This window comes from Streptomyces sp. NPDC032745, assembly GCF_055579465.1.
In genome coordinates this window covers 195,887-217,800 of record NZ_JBVING010000016.1, presented here as the reverse complement: position 1 = coordinate 217,800, position 21,914 = coordinate 195,887, and the positions used below count along the sequence as shown (strand labels likewise).

The 21,914-nt window shown below is 71.5% G+C and carries 22 protein-coding genes; 3 read left to right on the top strand and 19 right to left on the bottom strand.

All coding sequences use genetic code 11. The features are described from left to right. Window positions 1-71 precede the first annotated feature (71 nt). The 6 genes from ACZ5WG_RS33120 to ACZ5WG_RS33095 all read right to left on the bottom strand — a co-directional run bounded on the left by ACZ5WG_RS33120 (window position 72) and on the right by ACZ5WG_RS33095 (window position 5,502). Entirely contained in the window at window positions 72-1,073 is a 1,002-nt protein-coding gene (locus ACZ5WG_RS33120) for a phosphotransferase family protein (protein WP_468728055.1), read from the bottom strand. A gap of 31 nt (window positions 1,074-1,104) precedes the next feature. Next, window positions 1,105-2,055 (bottom strand): ROK family protein, encoded by a 951-nt coding sequence (locus ACZ5WG_RS33115; protein ID WP_468728053.1) that lies wholly within the window; start codon window positions 2,053-2,055, stop codon window positions 1,105-1,107. Further along, window positions 2,052-3,182, bottom strand: coding sequence for a zinc-dependent alcohol dehydrogenase (locus tag ACZ5WG_RS33110; RefSeq protein WP_468728052.1), 1,131 nt, complete (start codon window positions 3,180-3,182; stop codon window positions 2,052-2,054). Before ACZ5WG_RS33110 ends, ACZ5WG_RS33115 begins: the two co-directional genes overlap by 4 nt. Window positions 3,183-3,415: 233 nt before the next feature. Beyond that, window positions 3,416-4,420, bottom strand: a complete 1,005-nt coding sequence (locus ACZ5WG_RS33105; RefSeq protein WP_468728051.1) for a HEAT repeat domain-containing protein — start codon at window positions 4,418-4,420, stop codon at window positions 3,416-3,418. A gap of 3 nt (window positions 4,421-4,423) precedes the next feature. Next, complete coding sequence (locus ACZ5WG_RS33100) at window positions 4,424-5,104, bottom strand: HEAT repeat domain-containing protein (RefSeq protein WP_468728050.1); 681 nt, start codon at window positions 5,102-5,104, stop codon at window positions 4,424-4,426. A gap of 83 nt (window positions 5,105-5,187) precedes the next feature. After that, window positions 5,188-5,502, bottom strand: coding sequence for a hypothetical protein (locus ACZ5WG_RS33095; protein WP_468728049.1), 315 nt, complete (start codon window positions 5,500-5,502; stop codon window positions 5,188-5,190). Between the two features lie 301 nt (window positions 5,503-5,803). Between ACZ5WG_RS33095 and ACZ5WG_RS33090 the strand changes: the two genes are divergently transcribed. Next, window positions 5,804-6,646, top strand: coding sequence for a class I SAM-dependent methyltransferase (locus ACZ5WG_RS33090; RefSeq protein WP_468728048.1), 843 nt, complete (start codon window positions 5,804-5,806; stop codon window positions 6,644-6,646). Window positions 6,647-6,717: 71 nt separating this feature from the next. Here ACZ5WG_RS33090 and ACZ5WG_RS33085 read toward each other — a convergent pair whose 3' ends face one another. The 7 genes from ACZ5WG_RS33085 to ACZ5WG_RS33055 all read right to left on the bottom strand — a co-directional run bounded on the left by ACZ5WG_RS33085 (window position 6,718) and on the right by ACZ5WG_RS33055 (window position 14,485). Beyond that, a complete protein-coding gene (locus ACZ5WG_RS33085; protein ID WP_468728047.1) occupies window positions 6,718-8,091 on the bottom strand; it encodes an NAD(P)/FAD-dependent oxidoreductase in 1,374 nt (457 codons plus the stop codon). Window positions 8,092-8,218: 127 nt separating this feature from the next. Beyond that, on the bottom strand, window positions 8,219-9,343 hold the full coding sequence (locus tag ACZ5WG_RS33080; RefSeq protein WP_468728046.1) for a serine hydrolase domain-containing protein: 1,125 nt from the start codon (window positions 9,341-9,343) through the stop codon (window positions 8,219-8,221). A 206-nt stretch (window positions 9,344-9,549) separates the two neighbouring features. Next, window positions 9,550-9,933, bottom strand: coding sequence for a VOC family protein (locus ACZ5WG_RS33075; protein WP_468728044.1), 384 nt, complete (start codon window positions 9,931-9,933; stop codon window positions 9,550-9,552). A 65-nt stretch (window positions 9,934-9,998) separates the two neighbouring features. Further along, the gene (locus ACZ5WG_RS33070; protein WP_468728042.1) at window positions 9,999-10,784 is read right to left on the bottom strand and encodes a phytanoyl-CoA dioxygenase family protein; all 786 of its coding nucleotides are present in this window, start codon (window positions 10,782-10,784) and stop codon (window positions 9,999-10,001) included. Between the two features lie 663 nt (window positions 10,785-11,447). Beyond that, window positions 11,448-12,323, bottom strand: a complete 876-nt coding sequence (locus ACZ5WG_RS33065) for a helix-turn-helix domain-containing protein (RefSeq protein ID WP_468728041.1) — start codon at window positions 12,321-12,323, stop codon at window positions 11,448-11,450. 174 nt (window positions 12,324-12,497) lie between these two features. After that, on the bottom strand, window positions 12,498-13,625 hold the full coding sequence (locus ACZ5WG_RS33060; RefSeq protein WP_468728040.1) for a PP2C family protein-serine/threonine phosphatase: 1,128 nt from the start codon (window positions 13,623-13,625) through the stop codon (window positions 12,498-12,500). A gap of 257 nt (window positions 13,626-13,882) precedes the next feature. Then, the gene (locus ACZ5WG_RS33055) at window positions 13,883-14,485 is read right to left on the bottom strand and encodes a helix-turn-helix domain-containing protein (protein ID WP_468728039.1); all 603 of its coding nucleotides are present in this window, start codon (window positions 14,483-14,485) and stop codon (window positions 13,883-13,885) included. Here ACZ5WG_RS33055 and ACZ5WG_RS33050 point away from each other — a divergent pair. After that, window positions 14,484-15,002: a GNAT family N-acetyltransferase gene (locus ACZ5WG_RS33050; RefSeq protein ID WP_468728037.1), complete on the top strand. Its 519-nt coding sequence runs from the start codon at window positions 14,484-14,486 to the stop codon at window positions 15,000-15,002. The genes ACZ5WG_RS33055 and ACZ5WG_RS33050 overlap by 2 nt on opposite strands. Before the next feature lie 25 nt (window positions 15,003-15,027). Here the strand turns inward: ACZ5WG_RS33050 and ACZ5WG_RS33045 are convergent, their stop codons facing one another. Genes ACZ5WG_RS33045 through ACZ5WG_RS33020 form a run of 6 tightly spaced genes read right to left on the bottom strand, consistent with a single transcriptional unit; the run spans window position 15,028 to window position 19,925 of the window. Further along, on the bottom strand, window positions 15,028-15,441 hold the full coding sequence (locus ACZ5WG_RS33045; protein WP_468728035.1) for a VOC family protein: 414 nt from the start codon (window positions 15,439-15,441) through the stop codon (window positions 15,028-15,030). Between the two features lie 31 nt (window positions 15,442-15,472). Then, complete coding sequence (locus ACZ5WG_RS33040) at window positions 15,473-16,180, bottom strand: ABC transporter ATP-binding protein (protein ID WP_468728033.1); 708 nt, start codon at window positions 16,178-16,180, stop codon at window positions 15,473-15,475. Next, window positions 16,177-16,950: an ABC transporter ATP-binding protein gene (locus ACZ5WG_RS33035; RefSeq protein WP_468728032.1), complete on the bottom strand. Its 774-nt coding sequence runs from the start codon at window positions 16,948-16,950 to the stop codon at window positions 16,177-16,179. Before ACZ5WG_RS33035 ends, ACZ5WG_RS33040 begins: the two co-directional genes overlap by 4 nt. Beyond that, complete coding sequence (locus ACZ5WG_RS33030) at window positions 16,947-17,924, bottom strand: branched-chain amino acid ABC transporter permease (protein ID WP_468728031.1); 978 nt, start codon at window positions 17,922-17,924, stop codon at window positions 16,947-16,949. The genes ACZ5WG_RS33035 and ACZ5WG_RS33030 overlap by 4 nt, the downstream gene beginning before the upstream one ends. Beyond that, on the bottom strand, window positions 17,921-18,799 hold the full coding sequence (locus tag ACZ5WG_RS33025; protein WP_468728029.1) for a branched-chain amino acid ABC transporter permease: 879 nt from the start codon (window positions 18,797-18,799) through the stop codon (window positions 17,921-17,923). The genes ACZ5WG_RS33030 and ACZ5WG_RS33025 overlap by 4 nt, the downstream gene beginning before the upstream one ends. A gap of 1 nt (window position 18,800) precedes the next feature. After that, window positions 18,801-19,925, bottom strand: coding sequence for an ABC transporter substrate-binding protein (locus ACZ5WG_RS33020; RefSeq protein ID WP_468728028.1), 1,125 nt, complete (start codon window positions 19,923-19,925; stop codon window positions 18,801-18,803). 289 nt (window positions 19,926-20,214) lie between these two features. Between ACZ5WG_RS33020 and ACZ5WG_RS33015 the strand changes: the two genes are divergently transcribed. Beyond that, window positions 20,215-21,846, top strand: coding sequence for a carboxylesterase/lipase family protein (locus ACZ5WG_RS33015; protein ID WP_468728027.1), 1,632 nt, complete (start codon window positions 20,215-20,217; stop codon window positions 21,844-21,846). The last annotated feature ends 68 nt before the right edge of the window (window positions 21,847-21,914 follow it).

Below are 21,914 nucleotides of genomic sequence, written 5' to 3'. Positions count from 1 at the left end.
GGGAAAAGAGCGGCGCACGGGCCGGATGGGAAAGGGGAGACGATCATTGGCGCGCGCTCGTCCGGCCGCACTCAGTGCCGGTCGGCGGCGGACCGGCACAGCACCGCGCGGGCGCGGGCGAAGTAGGCCGGGTCGGGTGGTGCGGTGAGGATGTCGGCGAGCGCGAAGAGGTCCAGCGTCCGGCTGAGCCGCAGCCAGTCCACGGGCAGCCGGCCGTTCCCGCCCCGGAAGCCATCGAGGAAGCCCGCGGTGAAGGCCGGCGGGTACTCGTGGGCGAAGCGCAGCATGTTCCCGACGTCGAAGAGCGGGGAGCCGCTGAAGGCGAGCTCCCAGTCGAGCACGGCGGCCACCGCCCACTGTCCGGCGCTCCGTCGGACCAGGACGTTCTTCGGGTTGAAGTCGCAGTGCACCAGGCTGCGTTCACCCGCCACGGCGGCGAGTGCCCGGGGCCCCCGACGGGCCAGGGCACGCAGCACGGCCGCATCCGTCCCGCTCAGCGGCCCGTCCGCGCCGGAGGTCGCAAGACAGCGGTCGACGAAACCGGGCAGGTCGCCCAGCGGGAGCGCGCCGTCCGTGGCCGGGACCAGCGAGGAGTCTCCGAAGACGCCCGGGCGGGGCAGCCTGACCCGGCCGATCCGCGCCAGCACCGAGCCGACGGCCCGGCCCAGGGCCCGCGCTTCGCCGCTCACCGGGCCGTCCGCGAGCACCTGGCTGAGCGGGGTCCCGTCCACGAACCGGTAGAGCAGGGTGGGGCGGCCGGTGGCCCGGCCGTGCGGATCGGCCGCGACCACCGCGGTCACCGGGACGGTACTGGCCGCCGCCCGGCCGAGGACGGCGACCTCCACCGCACAGGTGTTGCGCGGGACCCGACTGCCGCTGGGCCGGTAGCGGCGCAGCACGTAGCGCTCCACGCCCCGTGCGTCGGCGGGCTGGGCCGTGAGCAGGGCCATGTCGTTGGTGAACCCGCCGGGCAGCGGGTCCACCTCGTGCAGCCGGGCGCCGGGCAGTGCGTGCCGGGTCAGCCAGGCGCGGGTGGCCGGGTCGAGGAGGCCCACCGGATCGGGGCGCGTCACATCGGCCAGCCTGCCCGGCCCGGGGTCACCCTCATGCCTCCGTTCCCTCCGATGGCTCAGCGCCGGACCACGGCCGCTGCCGCGCGGCGGCGGCCGCCCCGGCCGCCAGGACCAGTCCGCCCGCCGGTCCGGCGAGGCGGCCGAGCCGTGCCGGGACCACGAATTCCTCGGCCGCGTGCTCGGGCAGCCCGGGGTATCCGGCCAGTGCCGCGGCCAGTTCGGCGCGGAGCAGCGGGAACAGCCCGGCGAGTTCCGCGACGCCGCCTCCGATCACGATCCGCTGGGGCGCGGTCGTGTAGACGATGTTGCGCAGCCCCGCGGCGAGGTAGGCCGCCTCCAGTCGCAGCGCCTCGCGCAGGGTTTCGCCGGTCAGTTCTTCGGCCGGGGTCCCCCAGCGGGCGCCCATCGCCTCGCCGCTCGCCAGCCCCTCCCAGCAGTCGCCGTGGAAGGGGCAGGAGCCGGGAAAGGCGTCGCCCGGGATCCGGGGCACCGCGAGGTGGCCCATCTCGGTGTGGACCAGGCCGCTGACCACCTTGCCGCCGATCACCGCGCCGCCGCCGATGCCGGTGCCGACGGTCAGGTAGACGTAGGTGTCCAGGCCGCGCGCCGCGCCCCAGCGGCCCTCGCCGAGGGCCGCGCCGTTGACGTCGGTGTCGATGCCCACCGGCACGCCGAGCGCGGCGGCGACCGGACCGGCGACGTCCACCCCGGACCAGCCGGGTTTGGGGGTGGCGGCGAGATGGCCGAACTTGGCATGGTCCGGGCGTAGTTCGAGGGGCCCGAAGGACGCGATGCCGATCGCCTCCAGCGGTCCGGTCGCGGCGGCCGTCTCCTGGAAGAAGGCGATGGCCCGGGCCAGGGTGGGGCCCGGTTCGCCGGTCGGGAACCGGATCTCGGCCTCGATCCGGTCGGGGGCCGAGCCGACCAGGCAGACGAATTTCGTCCCACCGGACTCGATCGACCCGAGCCGCGGCGCGCTCATGCTTCCACCGGCCAGCCGTCGGCGCCGACCGGGCCGGCGTGCGAGCGGATGACGACCTTGAGCGCGTCGTAGCGCGGTGGCCGTCCGGTGCCGCCGTCCCCGTCGCCCCGGGTGAGACCGCCGAGCGCGGCGAAGGCCTCTGCATATCGTTCGAGCGGGAACTCGTGCGTCACCAGCCGGTCCAGGACCGGTACGGTGCCGGCGCCGGGTCGTTGTTGTGGGCCGCCCAGCTCGGCGGCCAGATCCACGGCGACCGGAAAGGTGTCGGCCCGGTAGTCCCCGGCGCCGATCAGCCGGATCCCCCGGTTGGTGAGCCGGAGCGGGCGCAGCGGCACGGTGTAGGTGTCGTCGAAGCCCATCACCACGACCCGGCCGCCGTCGTCGATCAGCCGTAGCGCCGAGTCGAGGCCGGTGCCGGTGGTGTCGAAGACGACGGAGGGACGCTCGCCCCCCGAGGCCTTCACCACGGCTTCGGCCGGATCCGTTCCGGCCACGTCCACCACGTGCGTGAACCGTTCGCGGGCCTGCTCCAGCCGGTAGCCGTCCGGTTCGGCGACGGTGACCCGGCGCGCCTGGCGGGCGGCGACCAGTGCGGTCAGTATCCCGATCGGGCCCGCGCCGAGAACCGCCACGGTGTCGTCGAAGGTGACGGAAGCGGCCTCGACGTTGTTCAGGACGCAGGCGAGCGGCTCGATCAGGACCGCGCTGCGGAAGGGCAGGCCGGCGGGGATCCGTTCGACGAAACGTTCCGGCAGGGTCACGGCCTCCGCGTACGTGCCGTCCCGGTCGACGCCGACCTCGGTCCCGGCCTTGTGACGGCAGAAGTTGGTCGCGCCCCGGCGGCACGGAACGCACCACCCGCAGTACAGCGTGGGGTTGACCACCACCCGGTCCCCCACTGCGACCGAACTCACCTGCGGCCCGGTCTCCCGCACCACACCTACCGACTCGTGCCCGAGCACCACGCCCGGCTGGGCCGGGAACCGCCCGAGCAGGATCTTGCGGTCCGTTCCGCAGACCCCGGTACCGACGATCTCCACCACGACGTCATCACCGTTCACGAGTTGCGCGGCGGGCCGGTCCTGCAGTTCGGCGGAGCCGGGACCCAGATACACGAGAGCACGCACGAGACCTCCCCATCGGTGTTCGGGAGGGCGACGCTAGCGCAGCCGAACGCCGCCGGACACGACGCCTCTGAGCCACTCCGCGCCCGCGGCCGGCGGGCCCGAGCCCGGCGGCTTCCGAACGGGCCGGAATGTCGACTGGTCAGGGCCTCGTGCACGGTCCGCCCGGATCCAGGAATCCGGCCGTCTTGATTCGTCGCCCGAGTCGTAGATCAGCGGACCATCCGGAAGATCCGTCATCGTGCGTTGCGCAGCCTGAGGATGTACGCCGCGGTGAGCGCAACGCCAGGATCTTCATCACGCGACAGATCCGTGAGCGCACGTGAGGCTGTGATTCCCGGGATGTCCGCGAATGCCTGCGCCAGTCGTCGCCGTGCGGCCGATTCAGCGGGGCCGTGAGGGAGGCGGCCGACGAGCGCGGTGGCGATCTGATCGGCCAACGCGGGACGGCTCGCCAACGCGCTCAGTGCATCGGCCGCACCGACGTCGTTCGTCCCCTCGACGACCATGTCGATGAGCGTCGGGACCGCGTCGGCCGCTCCACGTGCTCCGAGCGCCAGAGCTGCGTGCCTGCGGACCGCGGTGTCGGAGCTCGTGAGGGCGCCCTGCAGCAGGGCGATCGCCTGCTCGTCCGGAATCTCGGCAATGGACTGGACGGCCCGTTCCCGTACCTCGGCTGCCGGCGAGGCCAGGCCCTGCGCCAACAGTTCCAATGCGCCGGCCCCTGATTGCGCCACAGCCCATCGAAGGGCTCCGGCAACGTTCGCATCCGTCTCGCTCAGTACCGCCTCCACAAGCGCCTCCACCGGCACCGGCACCTCTTCGACCGAGGACAACGCCGCGCGCTGGCGTCTCCCGGCGCTCTCCGAGCCCAGCGCATGCAGGAGTGCGACGGTCTGAAGAACGTCCTCCCAGTCGGCGGGTTCCGCAGCACCGATCCGGCGGAGTCGAGTGAGCAGGGCTGTCTCCACGGAGATGCGCTCGTGCGTCTGGTGGATGAGGTCCTCGACGAGTTCCGAGGGCCTGAAGCCGGGGTCGTCCAGGGCGCGCGCGACTTCACGCAGCGACAGCCCCAGTGACCGCAGGCTCTCGACATGGAAGATCCGCCGGATGTCCTCGCTGGAGTACTCCCGGTACCCGGACACGGTTCGTCCCGTCGGCCGCACCAGGCCGAGCGAGTCGTAGTGCCTGAGCATGCGGGCGCTGACCCCGGACCGCCTGGCCACATCACCGATCAACACTGCCTATGCTCCTCCTGGCTGGTCCTGCAGGGCCGCAACGCGCTTCGCCTCATCGATCGCGGACTCGAATCCGGCGTCCGGGTCGCGCAGCAGCCGTTCCGTGGCGACCGCATGGTGACGCACGCGAGGGTCGAGATCCGTCATTGCAGCATGCAGGGTCGGCAGAGCGGACTCACCGAGGGCGATCAGCGCCCGGCTGAGGCTCAACTGCGTCTCACGCCCGCCTCGCCCCAGCTGTGCCGCCAGCGCTCCGGCCAGCTCGGCCTCCTCACCTTCGGGCACGAGCACAGCCGCTGCCCGCCAGGCACTCCGCGCCACCTCCTCGTCGCCGTCGGACAGGAGCGCCGGTGTGATCGCCGGCCACGCCTGCCGTTCCCCGATCTTGGACAACGTGTGCAATGCCTGGCTTCGTGCCTGCGCCCGCTCGGAACGGAGCTCGGCGACGAGCCGTGGGACCGTCGTGGATGCCGCGTGACGGGTGAGCGCCCAAGTAAGCATTTCGCGCACGTAGAACTCGGGCTCGATCGCGCACCGCTCGATGAGCTTGTCGACGGACCGCACGTCCGGGATCGTGCCGATCGCCAGCGCCGCCCGCAGTCGCACTGACGAGCGGCTGTCTTCCAGCCCCCGGAGGTCTCCCTGGAGGTCCCTCGCCGTATTCGTGTCCTGTTCCGCCGTGGTCATCGCAACCACCTCCTCGACCGCAGTGAAGACCTTGTCATCGTGTCAAGGTCAAGAGGGGGCAACCACCGTGGCACCTGAGTACATCAGTCGATGATCGGGCCGGCTGCCGACCAACGCTGGTCACGGGGCCTTTGATGTCCGGAATCCAACCGGGTGCCACCCGCATCGAAGACTGCGTAGTCGAGCACGAGCTTTCGTCCGTCACCGTCCTCGTAGAGCCACACCGTGACGCAGCCCTCCGAGACGGACACGTCGAACCAGACATCGATCCCCTCCGCCTCGGAACGGATCGTCAGAGCCTCCCCCGGCTTCATCCAGTAGTCGTCACAGAGCGGTTCGACGAACAGGCAGAGGTCGATGTCGCCCCGGTTCTCCACCGGCATGCTGCTGCGGCTCACTCGTCCCCCGAAGATCGACCCCACCTGGTACCTCCACACCGTAGCCGGAGCATCGCCACCGGCCACGGCCCGCTGCCGCCGCCCGTCCCTGGCCCGGCCTCCGGGCCGTTCCGCTCCCCGCGCTCCTGGGCGACCAGCCCCATCGGCCCACCCCTGCGAACTCGGCAGGATGCTCGGGGCTCTGCCGTGCGCACCACCTTCCCGGGCGCGACTCACCCGTCCGGCACTCATAGGCCGGGTCCGGTCGGATTCCTCTGCTAGAAAGGCCGTGACACAGCGTCAGGTGATGGAGGCGGACGGCATGACCGATTCGGCGGACGCGCGCGAGGCCGACCGTGCGCTCAAGGCGAAGCACCGGACGATGTGGGCGCTCGGCGATTACCCCGCCGTCGCCACACGGGTCGTCTCGGCGCTCGGACCCGTACTGGTGGAGGCCTGCGGGGTGAAACGCGGCGACCGCGTACTCGACATCGCCGCCGGATCGGGGAACGCCGCCATTCCGGCTGCGCTGGCGGGCGGCGATGTGGTCGCGTCCGACCTGACACCCGAGCTGATGGACGTAGGGCGGCGGGAGGCCGCGGCGCGCGGCGCCGAGCTGCACTGGCAGGAGGCGGACGCCGAGGCGCTGCCCTTCGCCGACGGCGCGTTCGACACGGTCATGTCCTGCGTCGGGGTCATGTTCGCCCCGCACCACCAGGACAGTGCCGACGAACTGGTCCGGGTCTGCCGGCCGGGCGGCACGATCGGGCTGATCAACTGGACCCCGGAGGGGTTCATCGGGCAGATGTTCACCACCATGAAGCCGTACGCGCCGCCTCCGCCGCCGGGGGCGCAGCCGCCGCCGCTGTGGGGGCAGGAGGAGCACGTCCGTACGCTCCTCGGCGACCGCGTCACCGGGTTCGAGGCCCGCCGGCAGGCCATCCGCGTGGACCTCTTCGAGAAGCCCGAGAGCTTCCGTCAGTTCTTCAAGGCCACCTACGGACCGACGATCGCGGTCTACCGGAACATCGCCGACGACCCGGCGAAGACCGCAGCCCTGGACCGGGCCCTCGACGAACTGGCGGGCGGCGCGCTCCGGGGCGGGGCCATGGAGTGGGAGTACCTCCTGGTCACCGCGCGCCGAAGTGGCGCTGCACCTGCCTGAGGCCCCACCGGGACCTTCCGGGGTCGCCGGAGAAGGCGACCAAGGCGCGGTCCAGCGCGTGGAGCAAGCGCTCAGCCCGGGATGAGTGCATCCCACTGGTCCCGAGTCGGGCCGTCGTGCTCGGGCGAGAAGTCCGGGTGGGCAGCCAGCCAGGCGGTGACGTGGCGGTCCACTTCGTCGGTGCCGTAGGCCTCGTCGGCCGGTCGCACGAGATGGCGTACCTGCGCTCGGGCTCTCATGACGACGGGGTCGTCAAAGGCGCAGGCACCCAGTGCGGCAGCCCGCCGGTCTGACGGTGGTGAGCTCTCGGCGAGGCGTTGTTCGGTGCTGCGGTCGGCCGTCACCTGTGCGTCGAACCAAGGGCGGAGGGCCTGCGCCGTCCAGGTGTGGTAGCTGACGGGGTCTGCGGCGATCCGGTCGACATGGGTGGCGATGTGCTGGGCGACGCGCAGGCCGAGGGATACGCCATGGCCCGAGGTGGGGTTGGTGTGGATGAGGCTGTCCCCGGCGTTGACCAGGCCGGTGACGACGGGTCCGTCGTCGTCGGCGAGGGAGGTCCAGCGGTTGTCCAGGCCGGCCATCGGCAGGACGTCCGACTGTGGTTCGGGGGCCAGGTCGAGCCAGGCGGCGGTGGCGGGGAAGCGGCGGGCGGCGGCCTCGAACACGGCGGGGTCGGTGAGTGCGCCGCGGGTCGGATCACCCGTGGAGAGCACCAGGTTCACCGCGAAGGTGTCGTTGTCGGAGGGGAAGACGCCGGCGATCGCGAACGGTGCCGCCGAGCCGGTCTTCACCCGTCCGGGGTCACGCGGGCCGTCGGCACGCAGGCGGTACCAGCGGCACAGATAGGCGATCCCGGCGCGGTGGCTGTCGACCACGGGCGGGCGGCAGCCGGCCGCGATCAGCCAGGCGGGCACCGGCGAGCGACGGCCTGCCGCATCCACGACGAGGTCCGCCTCGTACGTGTCCGCGTCCACCTGCACACCGGTGACCCGGGCAGGGCTGCCTTCCTCGACGGTGAGGGCGCGTACGCGGCAGCCCAGCCGTACGTCAACGGTGCGTTCCCGCCGCACGGCCGCGGTCAGGGCGGCCTCCAGCACGATGCGGCGGGTGCGCAGGGTCACCAGGTCCTCATCGCCGGCCCGATGCGGCGGATGCTCACCGAACCAGTCGAACTCGTGGTACTCCCGGGCTCCGCGGGCCAGCAGGTCCGCATAGACGTCAGGGGCCTCGGTGCGCAACACGGTGCGCACGGGCGCGAGGAGTGAGTGGGGTTGGACTGCCTGCGGTATCCGGGGCCTGTCCCAGTGGAAGAAGTCCCGGTCCAGGTCCGCTCCGGCCTGCCGCGCGTCCTGCTCGAACAACGTGACCGTGTGGCCCCGTCGGCCGAGCATGAGCGCCGTCCCCAGCCCGCCGATACCCCCACCGATCACTGCAACCCGCGCCATTGAAACTCCCCTTCGCGTCGTGTTGCAGCACCACCCTACTGCTTGGCGATCTCCGCTCGAGGACCGGGGTCGTCCGTCACGATGTGGGGGCGGGGCACGGCAGCGGCCTGTCGTACACCCGCCCGCCCTACTCGGTCTGCCCGCCGCCGAACACCTCCTTGACGAGCCTCTGCTTCACGTTCTCGAACACCCCGGCTATGGCGGCCAAGTCGAGCTCGGCGTCCCCCATGGTCAGCGAGCCGGTCAGGGTCCTGCTGCCGTCGGGGGTGCTGTACATCAGCGCCGCCCAGCCCCAGAAGCCGCCGTTGTGCTGGAGGATGGTGCCACCGCCGTCCAGCTCCTCCACGAACACCCCCAGGCCGTAGCCCATCTTGGGGTGCGGGGTGCGCATCTCGGCGAGCAGCGGAGCCGGCAGGAGCTTGCCGCTCATCAGCGCGGAGACGAACGTGTGGAGATCCTGGCTGGTCGAGATCATGTCACCGGCGGCCGAGATCCAGGAGGGGTTGAAGCGGGTGGTGTCGGCCACCTGCCACTGGCCGGCGTCCTCGTACGTGTAGTAGCCGTGGGCGTGCGGCTCGGGGATCTCCGGCGAGGCGCCCGGCACCACGGTGCCGGTGAGCCCGAGAGGACCCAGGATCAGCCGCTGCATCTCCTCGGCGTAGGAGCGGCCGGTGGCCTTCTCGATCAGCAGCCTGGCCAGCACGTAGTTGGTGTTGGAGTAGCTCCAGTCCGTCCCCGGCTCGAACCGGGCCGGCTTGGACAGCGCCATCCCCACCAGCTCCTCCGGCCGGTAGGTGCGGTACTGATTGTCCATCCACTCCGCGCCCATCCCGGGGACTCCACCGGCCACGACCGTCCCGTCGTCGTAGATCTCGCCGGTGAAGCTGAACAACCCGCTGGTGTGCTGGAGCAGCATCCGCACCGTGATCCGTCGGTCGAGGCCGAACTCGGACAGGTAGTCGTCCGCCGGGGTGTCCAGCCCGATCCTGCCCTCGGCCACCAGTTGCAGCACCAGGGTCGCGGTGAAGGTCTTGGTGATGCTGCCGACCCGGAAGTGCCCGTTGGTCGGCGGCTTGTCGGCCTCGCCCAGCTTGCGCACCCCCGCGTTGCCGACCCATTGGCCCCGCTCATCGTGGACGCACAGCTGCACGCCGGCGAATCCGGAATCGACGATCTCCTGGATGGCGTTCTGCAGCTCCGGGCGCTCCGGCCCGGCAGCGGTGTCCTTGATGGTGTGGAGGGACTCGCCCATGGTCATTCCTTAGCTCGCGACGGTTGGTGTTCGGCACAGCTCGAGAGCACAACGGCAGCTCTGGTGGCTACCGTTGGGCTGTCGAGGGGCCATGCGACGAGCGTGCACCCTGACCCAAGGTCAAGGTCAACCCCTGTCGCGACCATGACGATGCGCCGCCCCGGCCTCACTCACGGCTGAGCGGGCCGGCGCCAGGACGCACGTGGTCAGAGGGGCTGGAGCCGCGTGCGCAGGAGACAGAATTCATTGCCTTCCGGGTCGGCCAGGACGTGCCAGCTCTCGGTGCCGGTCTGGCCGACGTCGGCGGGCCCGGCGCCGAGAGCGAGCAGCCGCTCCAGCTCGGCGTCCTGGTCACGGTCGGTGGCGCTGACGTCGATGTGCAGTCGGAGCTTCCCGGGCCGCGGGTCGCTGCTGGGGCTGATGACGAGGGTGGGCTGCGGGCCGCCGAACCCGGTGTCGGGCGGCCCGATCTCGATGCTTCCGTCGTCCTCCCGGCCGAGTTCGACGTAGCCGAGGACCTCGCTCCAGAACGCGGCGAGCCGCTCGGGGTCGGCGGCGTCGATGACCAGCTCACTGATGCGGCATGCCATGCCCGTCAGTGTACGTAGGCAACCCGCGAGTCGATCGGTGGCCGCGTGCCGGAGGGCGACGCGCTTCACGATCGCGTTGTGCGCCCCGGGTCAGGGCGTCGCAGCCCGGCCAGGACCGCTCGTTCGACGGGGGACGGCGCCGGGCCGTCCAGATCAAGCAGACCCACCGGCTCCAACGGCGGCTGGGCGAGGAACCGCGGTGTGCGTCCCGCATGCCTCTGGGCAGCGTGGACCAGGAACGGATGGCACAGGAACACGTCCCCGGCCTCCCCGGTGGCGGCCACCTCCGGACGGCCCGCCGAGGCCGGGACCGCCCCCGCGCACAACGGGAACCACGCACTTCCCTCCTCCCCCGCACCGGCGAGCAGCGGGGGCAGATCCAGGTGCGAGCCGACCCGGATCCGGGTGGGAGCGTCGTCAGGGCCGACGTCGGAGAACAGGAAGAGCATCAGCAGCGCGCGCCCGCGCGAGCGCAGGTTCACCCGGTACTCCCCCGTCTCCGCGGTCCAGCCCGCGTCGAGATGCCAGCCGTCGTCACCGGGAGCCTTCGCGCTCGGGAAACGGAGCGGGAAGGTGCCCAGCCCGAGCGGAGCACGCCAGCGCCCCGCCCCCACCAACTGGTCGTACGCCTCCTGCAGCGCCGCGGCGTTGGCCGCCTCACGGAACGCCGGGGTGGCCATGCCGCCGATCCGCACGACGGGCTCGGTCCAGCTCCCGGAGTCATCGGGAGAGCACCCGCTCGCCTCCCACAACTGCGCGCGGCACTCCTCCACCGTGGCGCTGGGGACAGCCCCGGGGACCCGGACGAAACCATCCGCTACAAAGGACTCGATCTCGGCGTCGGTCAGCATCGGCATCCCCCATGGCTCGGCGCAGCAGCTACCCGGGCAGCCTCACCGAGCCGCCATGCGACGGCAACTCAGTTTCCCGTGCACGCGGCCGATCGCGACGTTGCCTAAGGAGGGAGCGCTGGGCGGGCCGGTCGCCGCAGGGTTGCCCGGTGCTCGCCACCCGCGCCCACGTGGCGGTGGAGTGCTGGGCGGCGGACGGATCAACGCTGTGGCGAGCGCCGGCACACGGTGCTGGACTCGTACGACTTCGACGTGGCCGCCGACAAGCACGGCATCACCGTGCCGGTGGGCTTTCAGTACCGGTGACCCCCGTACACCGGCGCTGTCGCCTCGTCGACGCGCACGGCGTCCCGCCCGCCGTCAGCGGCCGTCCTCTCCACCCCCCTCCCGACGCCTGCGGCGGCGTCGGCCGAGGGCTCCCGCCAAACCGATCAAGCCGCCTGTGAGCGCGCCGGACACGAGGATGCGCAGCAGGTCTTCCATGGGTTGCTCCCCCTTCTGGGTCAGGTTCACCGTTGCCCGGTGCACCCTGCGCCGCCGGTTGAAGACTTCTTCGTCTCATGGCGGGGGGCGCTTCTCATGTGCTTGGGTGCCTGATCAACTACGAACGGGGACACTATCGGCGTGCAGACGTCCTGGCTTGGACAAATTTGACCTCGTCTCTCACAGGGCGAGGGCTCCCTCCGCCACTCGGGCGGCAGCCACCTGGCCGGGAGTGGTCCCGGCCAGGGCGCGGAACTCGCGGTTGAGGTGGGCCTGGTCGTAGAAGCCGCAGACAGCTGTCACTTCGGTGAGGTTCGCACCCTCGCGGGAGAGCAGCCTCACGGCCCGGTGGAAGCGCAGCACGCGGGCGGACATCTTGGGCGTCAGGCCTACCTGTTCGGTGAACCGGCGGACCAGGTGGCCCTGGCTCCAGCCCACTTCGGCCGCGATCCGGCCCACCTGGATCGCCCCGCCGGCCTGGGACAGCAGCCGCCAGGCATGGCTCACCTCGGGCGCGGGATGCGGGCCACGCTCGATCCGCGCCGCCAGCGCGACGTCCAGCAGGTCGAACCGGGCTCCCCAGTCGCCGGTGTCTGCCAGTTGCTCCGCCAGCATTCCGGCCTCGGTGCCGAGGACGTCACAAAGCCCGATCACCCTGTTGGTCAACTCGCCCATCGGCACGGCGAACAGCCGGTAGGCGCCCAGTGGGGTCAACTCGAGCCGAATCGCCTCCTGGCCACCAGGGTGGTCACACACCCGGGGTCCGTCCTCAAGCCCCGCAACCAGCGAGCCGGTCACCTGGCTGTCCGGACTCGGGTCCCCCAGCCGGCGGACCTGGGCGAACGGCTCCCCCAGGCTGATCACCACGACCGCCCGGCCCGTGGGAACCAACCGCACCCGATAGGGCACGGCGCCCGCCGCCTCCCAATACCCGGCATAGCTGTGCACGAACGGGCGCAGCTGGGCAGGCCACGGGCGGGTCACCCGCCACCGGCCGCCCACCCGGGTCATCACGACTCCCCGGCCGGCCGTGACTGCGCTTCCGGCCACCTGCATATCCCTCCCCCTCCCGCGGCGACGAGCGCCCGGCGCCGGCCGAGCCCCCTGATGGGCCGGTGCGCCTCGGACCCGCACCACTGCCTGATCAAGCATCAGCATCCCAGAGCGCACGATCTCTGACAGGTCATCCGCCCGCCCTCGCCCGGCCGCCTCAGCGGTCGGAAGGACCTCTCAGACGTGGCGGTGCGGGGCGATCGCGAGCATCGCGATGTCGTCGTGAAGGTTGCGGGTGTGCCGGGGAAGGTCGGTGTTGAGGAAGTTGACGACATCGGCGGGTCCGGGTGCCGCACGGCCCTCGAACCGGTGGCGGAGCCGGTCCACGAGCGGGTAGAAGTCGCCGCTGGTGTCACGGGCCTCCACCAGCCCGTCCGTGACCAGGAGCAGGACGTCGCCCCGGGTGAGCCGGTGGCTCCACGCCACCGTCCCGTCCGCCGCGGCCAGGCCGCCCAGGCCGAGCGGCAGCGCCGGCGGGACCTCCAGCATGTGCACCTCGCCGCGGGAGATCAGTACCGGCTCGACGTGCCCGTGGTTGGTCACCGTCACCCGCTGCGCCAGGCTGTCGTACTCGATGAGCACGGCGGTGGCGAACAGTTCCTCGTCCGGGATCTCCTCGGCCTCCCGGGCCAGCCGCCGCTCCAGCCGGGCTGCGACGGCCGGCAGGTCCTCCGCCTCGTACGCGGCCTCACGGAAGCTGCCCAGGATCGCCGCGACCGTACGGACGGCCGGGAGGCCCTTGCCGCGTACGTCGCCGACGATGGCACGCTCCCCGGCCCGGGTGGCACGGATGTCGAAGAGGTCGCCGCCCACCATGGTCCCGGCCTCGCTCGGCCGGTACAGGCTGGCCGCCAGCACGTGCCCGACCTGGTGCGGCACCGGGCGCAGCAGGGCCCGCATCAGGGCCTCGGCGACCGAGTTGGCGTGGACGAGGTGGCGTTCCTGGCGGATGCGGTGCGCGGCGAGCGCGGTCGAGAGGATGCCGACGACGGCGGTGGCGATGTCGGCGGTGACGTGGTGGTTCTCCCCCAAGTGGTGGGAGACGGCCGCGAGGGCGCCCTCCAGGAGGATCGCGAACACGGTGAGCGCGGCCACGAAGACCGGGCCGAAGGCGTACGCGGCGATGGCGGGCAGGGCGATGAGGAAGAAGCTCACCGCCCACTCCTCCTGGAGGGTGATCTCCAGGAACAGGACGAAGGCCACGTAGGCGAACGGCAACCACCGCATCCACGCAGGCGGCGCGGCCGGCCGGAAGCCGTCCTCCATGGCGACCGCGAGGGGCACCTCCGTACGCGTGCGCCTCACCGCACGCCCCCGGGCGCCGTCGGAGGCGCCACCCACCCACGGGACCTGTGCACACGGGCCTCCTTGCTCGAGCGTGACCGACCGTCACAGCGTGAGGAGGGACTGGGGTCGGAGCGTCGATTACGCCGTACGCGGCATGTTGCCCGGCAGGCGAGGCCACGCAGCGCGGCCCCGGCCCGGCTCCCGGACCGCCGGCCCTTCCGGGTCCCCTACCGCCCTCCCGGCCGGAGTCCGCCACGGGCGGGGAAGCGGGCGGGTCATGGGCGTGTGCCGCGGGCGAGGATGACGGCGTAGCGGCACTCCGTGTCGGTGGTGTTGGCGAAGACGCGGGGGGTGGGCTCGCCGAGTTCGAAGACGTCGCCCTCGTCGAGTTCGTGGACCGTGTCCCCGTCGTGGAAGGTCAGGTGGCCGTCGAGGACCCAGACGACCTGTCGGACGAAGGCGAAGGCTGCGGCCGGATAGGGCACGCGGGCTCTCGGGGGCAGGTGGATCTCGGCGATCTCCGCGGGGAACTGCGGGCCGGTGATCTGGCGGCGCCGGTAGCCGGTGGCGGGGTCGCGCCACTCGGCCGCGTCGGCCTCGCGGTGCACTCCCGCGGTTCCTGCCGCTCCTGCCGCGTCGTCGTCCTGCGCGCCTTCGGCGAGGGCGAGCAAGGAGGCGATGCTGAGCCGGAAGGCGGCGGACAGCTTGCCCAGGACCACGGCAGTGGGGCTGCTCTCGCCGCGCTCGATCCGGCTGATCATGGCCTGGGAGACCCCGGAGGCGTCCGCGAGCTGAGCCAGGGTCCAGCGGCGGCGTTCCCGTTCGCTGCGGACGCGGGCCGCGATCCGCACGACCAGAGGATCTACGATATTGGACATGAATCCAATATACGAGAGGCGTCGAGCCGTGACGGTACGCCTGGCACTCCCCGGCGACGCAGAGGCCATCCGCGCGATCCGCAACCATGCAATCGAGCATTCGACGGCCCTGTGGACGGACACCCTGCAGTCCCCGATCGAGGGGGCGGCCTGGCTGGCCGCCCACCTGGCGCGCGGCTCGGCGTTCGTGGCCGAGGTGGAGGGCGAGACGGCCGGGTTCGCGGTCTACGGTCCGTGGCGGGAGAAGGACGGGTACCGCCACACCGTGGAGAACTCGGTCTACGTCCGCGAAGGCATGCACGGGCTCGGCATCGGCTCCGCGCTGCTGGCCGCCCTCATCGCCTCGGCGCGCGATGCCGGCCACCACGTCGTGGTCGCCGGCATCGAAGCCGAGAACACCGCATCCATCCGGCTGCACGAAAGGTTCGGGTTCCGCCACGTCGGCACGGTGCCGGAGGTCGGCACCAAGTTCGGCCGGTGGCTCGACCTGACCCTCATGCAACTGCCCCTGACCTGAGCCGCCGGCGAAAGGACGGACACCGTCAGAGGACGGGCAGTTGCGCCGCGACGATGACGTTGCCATGGGGGTCCGCGAAGTGGAACGAACGGATGTCGCCCTCCGCCCGTTCGTTCCACACCCGCACGCCGTGGACGCGCAATCGCCGCCCGGCCTCCTGCACATCGGGCGTGAACAGGACGAGCAGGGGCCGGCCCCCGTACTGACGGCCGATCAGCTCGTGCTCCCGGTCCGTGGTCGCCGGCATCAGCCACAGGCCGACCGGTGCCTGACCGGGCAGACCGACGTGCAGGTAACGGAAGTCGCCGACCATCTCGTCGTGCAGTACCGCGAAGCCCAGCACTTCGCGGTAGAAGGCCAGGGCGACCTCGGCATCCGCGACGAGCACCACCATCCGGCCGAGTTCGGAGAACAACTTCGGATCGGGAGCAGGAGCCATGAGTGAACCTCCGGTGGGGTGACGGTCCCGCTCAGTCGACGCCGAGCAGGCGCCGCCGGTCATCGGGACGGGATGCGAATTCCGCACAGGCCGCTCGGTGGACGATGCGCCCCTTCTGCATGACCGCGACGTCCTGGGCGACGGAGAAGGCGAGTCCCAGGTTCTGCTCGACGAGGACGACGGACATGCCCTGTGCGCCCACCTCGCGGATCACCTCACCGACCTGGGCGACGATCGCGGGAGCCAGGCCGTCGGACGGCTCGTCGAGCAGTAGCAGGCGCGGATTGCCCAGCAGTGCCCTGGCGATCGCGAGCATCTGCTGTTCCCCGCCGGAGAGCTCGTCCCCGCGGTGCCCGAGCCGCTCCCCCAGCCGCGGCAGCAGGTCGAGGACGCGGGCCCTCGTCCACGGGCCCGTCGCCGGACGCCGCGAGGCGATCGTCAGGTGCTCGGCCACGGTCAGCGGCGCGAACACCCGGCGCCCCTGCGGGACGACGCCGACCCCGGCTCGGGCGATCACGTCGACGCGGGCTCCGGCGATCTCCCGGCCGTCGAGGGTGACGCTGCCTCCGTACGGCCGGACGAGCCCCATGACGGTCGAGATCAGGGTGGTCTTCCCGACCCCGTTGCGCCCGAGGACGGCGACGATCCCACCCGCGTCGAGCTCCAGGTCGACACCGCCGAGGACCACGCCCCCGGCGTAACCGGAGCTCAGCTCACGCACGCTGAAGAACGGCTTCACGAGGAGACCTCCACGGTGCCGAGGTAGGCGGACTGGACTTCGGCGGAGGCCCGTACCGCGTCCGGGGAGCCGGTCATCAGGTGTCTGCCGAGGTGCATGACGGTGACCGTGTCGGCGAGCTCGAAGACCATGTCGAGGTCGTGTTCGATGAGCAGTACGGTCACCTCGCCGGGCAGGGCGGCGATCAGCTCGGTGAGCCGCGCGGTCTCCGCGGGCGACATGCCGGCGGCCGGTTCGTCCAGAAGCAGCAACCGGGGGTCGGTGGCCAGTGCGACGGCGACCTCCAGCTGCCGCCGCTCGCCGTGCGAGAGCGCGGCCGCCGCGGCCTCGTGCCGGGCGGGCAGGCCCACCCGCTCGAGCAGCGCGTGCGCCTGCGCGAGATCATTCGGCCGGGCGCCGACCCTCCGCCAGCCCCCCAGGCCTCCCCCGGCGCGGCGCAACACGGCGAGCAGGACGTTCTCCAGCACGGACTCGCGCATGAAGAGACTGGAGTGCTGAAACGTCGCTGCGACGCCGAGCCCGACCCGGCGGTGCACGGGCAGCCGGGTCACGTCCTTCCCGTCGACGAGGATGGATCCGGCGGTGACCGGCAGCGTCCCGGAGATCAGGCCGAACAGGGTCGACTTGCCCGCACCGTTCGGGCCGATGATCGCGTGCCGCGCCCCCGGCCTTACCGTGAGGGAGACCTCGTCCAGGGCCCGGAAGGACCCGAAGCGCCGGGACACCTGCCGTAGTTCCAGCAGGCAGTGGTCGTGGTGATGGTCTGTCACGCCGTCCTCTTCCGGGTCAGCTTGAGCGGCAGCCGTACGCCGGCCAGCCCACGGGGCAGCGTGTAGACGGCGACCACGAAGAGCACCCCGAGCAGCAACGGGCCACGCCCGGCGACGGCTTCGAGGTTTCCGAGGTAGTCACGGGTGAGCCAGACGAGTGCGGCACCGGCGCAGGCTCCCCACATCGAGCCGGAGCCGCCGATGACGACGGCCAGCAGCGCCAGGGCGGCGATCTCGAACCCGGCGTCGCCGGGCGAGACGAACCGCTGTACCGAGACCCACAGGGCTCCGGCGGCGCCGGCCAGCGCCCCGGCGCCGCAGTAGACGGTCAGGGCGTAGCGCTGCGTCGGATATCCGATCGCCCTCATCCGCGGCTCGTTGTCGCGGATGCCGCGCAGGGCGAGGGCGAACGGAGTCGAACCCAGGCGGGAGACGGCTGCGAAGAGCAGCAGGAACACGGCCAGCACATAGAAGTAGACGAGACCGTCCAGCGCCAGCCCGGGCATGCCGGGCAGCGGTACGACGGGCGGGACGCCCGACACTCCGTCGGTGCCGTTCGTCAGCGACTTCCAGTTGACGGCGCCGCTGTACGCGATCTCGCCGATGGCCAGTGTCAGCATCAGGAAGACCACGCCCCGGGCTCTGACCGCCAGCCACCCGGTCGGCACCGCCACCAGCGCGGAGACGCCCGCGGCGATGAGGAGTTGGAGGATTCCGACGTCGGTCAGCCGCGTCGCCACGATGGCGGCCGTGTAGGCACCGACTCCGAAGTACGCCGACTGGCCGAGGGTCGGCAGTCCGGTCAGGCCGGTGAGCAGGTTCACGCTGATGGCGAGAAGCCCGAACACCAGGATCCGCGACAGGGTGCCGACGGCGTACGGGCCGAGGACGAAGGGGGCCAGGGCGAGTCCGACGACCACCGCGGTCACGGACAGCCGCCGCGCGCCCGTCGGAGCAACTCTGTTCGGGCTCATGTGCGCACCGCCGCCGGGACCAGGCCGTTCGGGCGGACGACGAGTACGAGCAGCATGGTGCCGAAGAGGAGGAAGGGAGCGTACTCGGGGAGCAGCGCCACCCCGAGGGTCTGCACCTGCCCGATGAGGAGCGCTCCGGCGAGCGCACCGCGCACGGATCCGAGGCCCCCCACGACCACGACGACGAGCGAGAGGACGAGCACGGTCTCGTCGACGCCCGGACCGGGGCCCAGGATCGGTGCCCCGAGGACACCGCCGACCACTGCCAGGGCCGCGCCGGAGGCGAAGACCCCGTACAGGACCTTTCGGACGTCGACCCCCAGCGCGCGCACCATGTCCCGGTCCGCGACGGCGGCGCGGACGAGCGCTCCGAGCGAGCTGCGTTCGAAGGCGAGGTAGACGAGGAGCGCGAGGGCTGCCGCGACGCCGATGAACACCAGCCGGTAGACCGGATACGCGTGGCCGACGAGGGCCACCGTCCCGCGCAGGGCCGTCGGCGGGTCCGTGGGCAGCACCTCGCCGCCGAAGGCCGCGGCAAGGAGGTCGGCGACGATGAACGTGATGCCGAGCGTCAGCACGGCCTGGTCCAGGTGCCCGCGCCGGGCCAGCGGCCGGGTGAGGAAGGTGAGTGCGGCCCCGCCCATGCCGCCCACCAGGGCGCCGGCCGCCAGCGCGAGGACCAGACCCCACAGGCTCCCGTCGGACAGCGCGTAGGCGACGTACGCCCCGGCGAGGTAGAGCGTGCCGTGGGCCAGGTTCAGCACGTCCATCATGCCGAAGACCAGGGAGAGTCCGACCGCGATCGTGAACAGCAGCAGACCGAAGGCAACCCCGTCGACGACGCTGACGAGGTTGCCGTCCAACCATCCGGTCATGTCAGCCGCCCAGCCGGCCGAGCTCGGAGGTGGCGGTGTTGGCCCCCTGCTTGACCTCGCGCAGGTACCACGGCTGGACGGGCGTACCACCGCTGTTGAACTGCCAGGTGCCGCGCGGGCTGTCGATGTCCCCCACCTTGGCGATGGCGGCGTTGACCGATTCCGGGGTCACGGTGCCACCGGCCGCCTTGATCGCTTTGTCGAGCACCTGCGCCGCGTCCCATGACGCCATCGCGTAGGTGGTCGCGGGCGCCCCGTAGGCGGACCGGTAGGCGGGCGCGAACTGCTTGTTGGCCGCGTTGTCCAGGTCCGCGCTGTAGTTGAGCGCGGTGAGGATGCCGTCGGCCGCCTCTCCCTGTCCCTTCAGCACGCCACCCTCGGTGAGGAAGCCGGGCGCGTAGAGCGGGATCTTGCCGGCCAGCCCGAAATCCCGGTACTGCTTGACGAAGTCGACGGCCGCGCCGCCCGCGTAGAAGCAGAAGACCGCCTTCGCGCCGGAGTTCTCGATCTGCGCGAGGTACGGCTGGAAGTTCTTCGTCCCCGGGAACGGGGTGTAGACCTCCTCCCCCGCGAGCTTGCCCCCGGCGGGGAGGAAGGTGGACTTGAACCCCTCCACCTCGTCCTTGCCCGCCTGGTAGCCCGCGGCGATCATGAAGACCGGACCGCCGGCCTTCTCAGCGACGTACCTGCCCAGCGCCTTGCCCGGCTCGTCGTTGACGTACGACGTGCGCCAGATGTACTTGGTCCCGGTCAGGGTCGTCGGCGAGGCGTTGGAGCCGACGAGCGGGATCTTGCTGGTCTCGAACAGGTCCTTGACCCCGTTGATCGTGGCCGAGCTGACCACGCCGCTCACCGCCAGCACCCGGTCCTGCTTGACGAGCTTCTCCGCCGCCGCCTTGCCGGAGTCGGCCGTTTCCCCCTCGTCGGCGATCACTATCTGAACTTCTCGGCCGCCGAGTTTGCCGCCGTGCTGCTTGACGTAGAGCTCGAACCCCTGCTTCATGTCGTCGCCGAGCGCCTTGTAGGTCCCGGACTGCGGGACGAGGAGCCCGATCTTCACGGGCCCGTCCTGCTTGTCGCCGTCGCCGGTCCCGAGGCTGGCGCCACCGCATGCGGTGGTCAGCAAGAGGCCCGTCGTGACGGCGATCAGACCAACGGGACGAAACCGACCTGCCATGGAGACTCCGTACGTGGTGAGCCGGCCCTGGTGGACCGGGTGTTGCCGATGGGGTGCCGTGGAGGGTGACACGTGTCTATCGCGCAATCGAGACGGCCGTCAATAGTTCGCGAGATATCGAGCAGCAAGACGCCCCTACCCCTTGACCCGACTCGCGGACATGCCGTAACACTTGCGGTCGTCAATTCTCCGCCATACCGGTTCGGCGGGCCCGTGATCAGTCAGGGAGTGAAGCACCATGACCGACGATCCATCGCGACGCAAAGTCCTCAGGAACAGCACTGTGTTGGCCGGTGCCGCGCTGCTCTCCGGGATTCCGGCCGGGCACGCGGCGCAGGCCGCCCCTCGAGCGGACGATCCCTCGCCCGTCGTGGACGCGCCCGCCGGCCGGCTGCGCGGAGTCGTCGAGGGAGGTCTCACCGTCTTCAAGGGCGTGCCCTACGCGGCGCCGCCGGTCGGCGCCCTGCGCTGGCGGCCGGCCCAGCCCCATCCCGGCTGGTCGGGAACGCGCGACGCCATCGCGTTCGGCCCCAGCGCGCCGCAGCTCTACCGGGAAGGGGGCGACCAGGTACTCGGAACGCACGGCTCGCCCCCCTTCGACGAGGACTGCCTCACCCTCAACGTCTGGACCCCGCGGGCCGACAGCGCCAAGCGGCCGGTGATGGTCTGGATCCACGGCGGCGGCTTCATCTCCGGATCCGGCTCATTGCCCGTCTACTCCGGTGAGACCTTCGCGCGCGACGGCGACCTCGTCGTGGTGACCATCAACTACCGGCTCGGGCCGCTGGGATACCTCTACTTCGGCGAGGACGGCGCCGGGGGGAACTTCTGGCTCACCGACCAGCTCGCCGCACTGCGCTGGGTACGGGACAACGTCGCCGCGTTCGGCGGGGACCCGGACAACATCACGCTCGCCGGCCAGTCCGGCGGCGCCCTGTCGGTCGCGGCACTGGCCGGCGCCCGGCCCCAGGGCCGCCCGCTCTTCCGGCGCGCCATCCTCCAGAGCCCGCCGCTCGGGCTGCAGATCCCCACGCGTACGGAGTCATTGCAGCGCAGCGCCGCCTTCCTCGACATCCTCGGGGCCAAGGACGTCGCCGAGCTGCGGACCCTGCCCTGGCAGCAGCTGATGGGCGCCACCATCGAGATGTTCAAGCGCACCGGACGGTGGGGGTACTGGTCGACGCCGTTCCTGCCGGTGCTCGACGAGGTGACGCTGGACCGCCACCCCTCCGAGCTGCTGCTGAGCGGCCCCGGGGCGGACATCGACATCCTGATCGGCTGTACCAGGGAGGAAGCCAACTTCGCCTTCGCCCTCGACCCGGCGTACGCCGCCGCGACCAAGGACCAGGTGCTCGCCCGAGCACGGGACACCTTCGGGAACCGGGCTGCCGAGGCATACGCTGCGTACGAGGAAGCCCGGCCGGGCGCCCGGCCGGTGGACGTACTCATGGATCTGATCAGCGACGACCTGTTCCGCATGCCGGGCCTGGCACTCGCCGAACGGCGGGCGGCGGCCCGCAAGCGTCCGGTGTGGGCGTACCAGTTCGACCTGCCGACGCCAGCGCACGGCGGCCGGCTGGCGGCGGCGCACTGCCTGGAACTGCCCTTCGTCTTCGACAACTTCGACAAGTGGTCGGGGGCGCCCTTCCTGGCGGGGCTCGACCCCCGGATCCGTGAAGGTCTGGCCTCGACCATGCACGCGGCATGGATCTCCTTCATCCGCAACGGCGATCCCAACCACCAGGCCATGCCGAACTGGCAGCGCTACGAACGGGACTCCCGCACCACGATGCGCCTGGACACGGTCACCACCGCCACGAACGACCTCGCCGGATACTGGCGGCGCCTGCGCCAGCCGACGGCGTCCTAGCCGGTCGGCCCGGCCCTGTCACGGGCCGGGCCATGGGGGGTCTTGCGGATCACGCCGGGGCTCGCGGC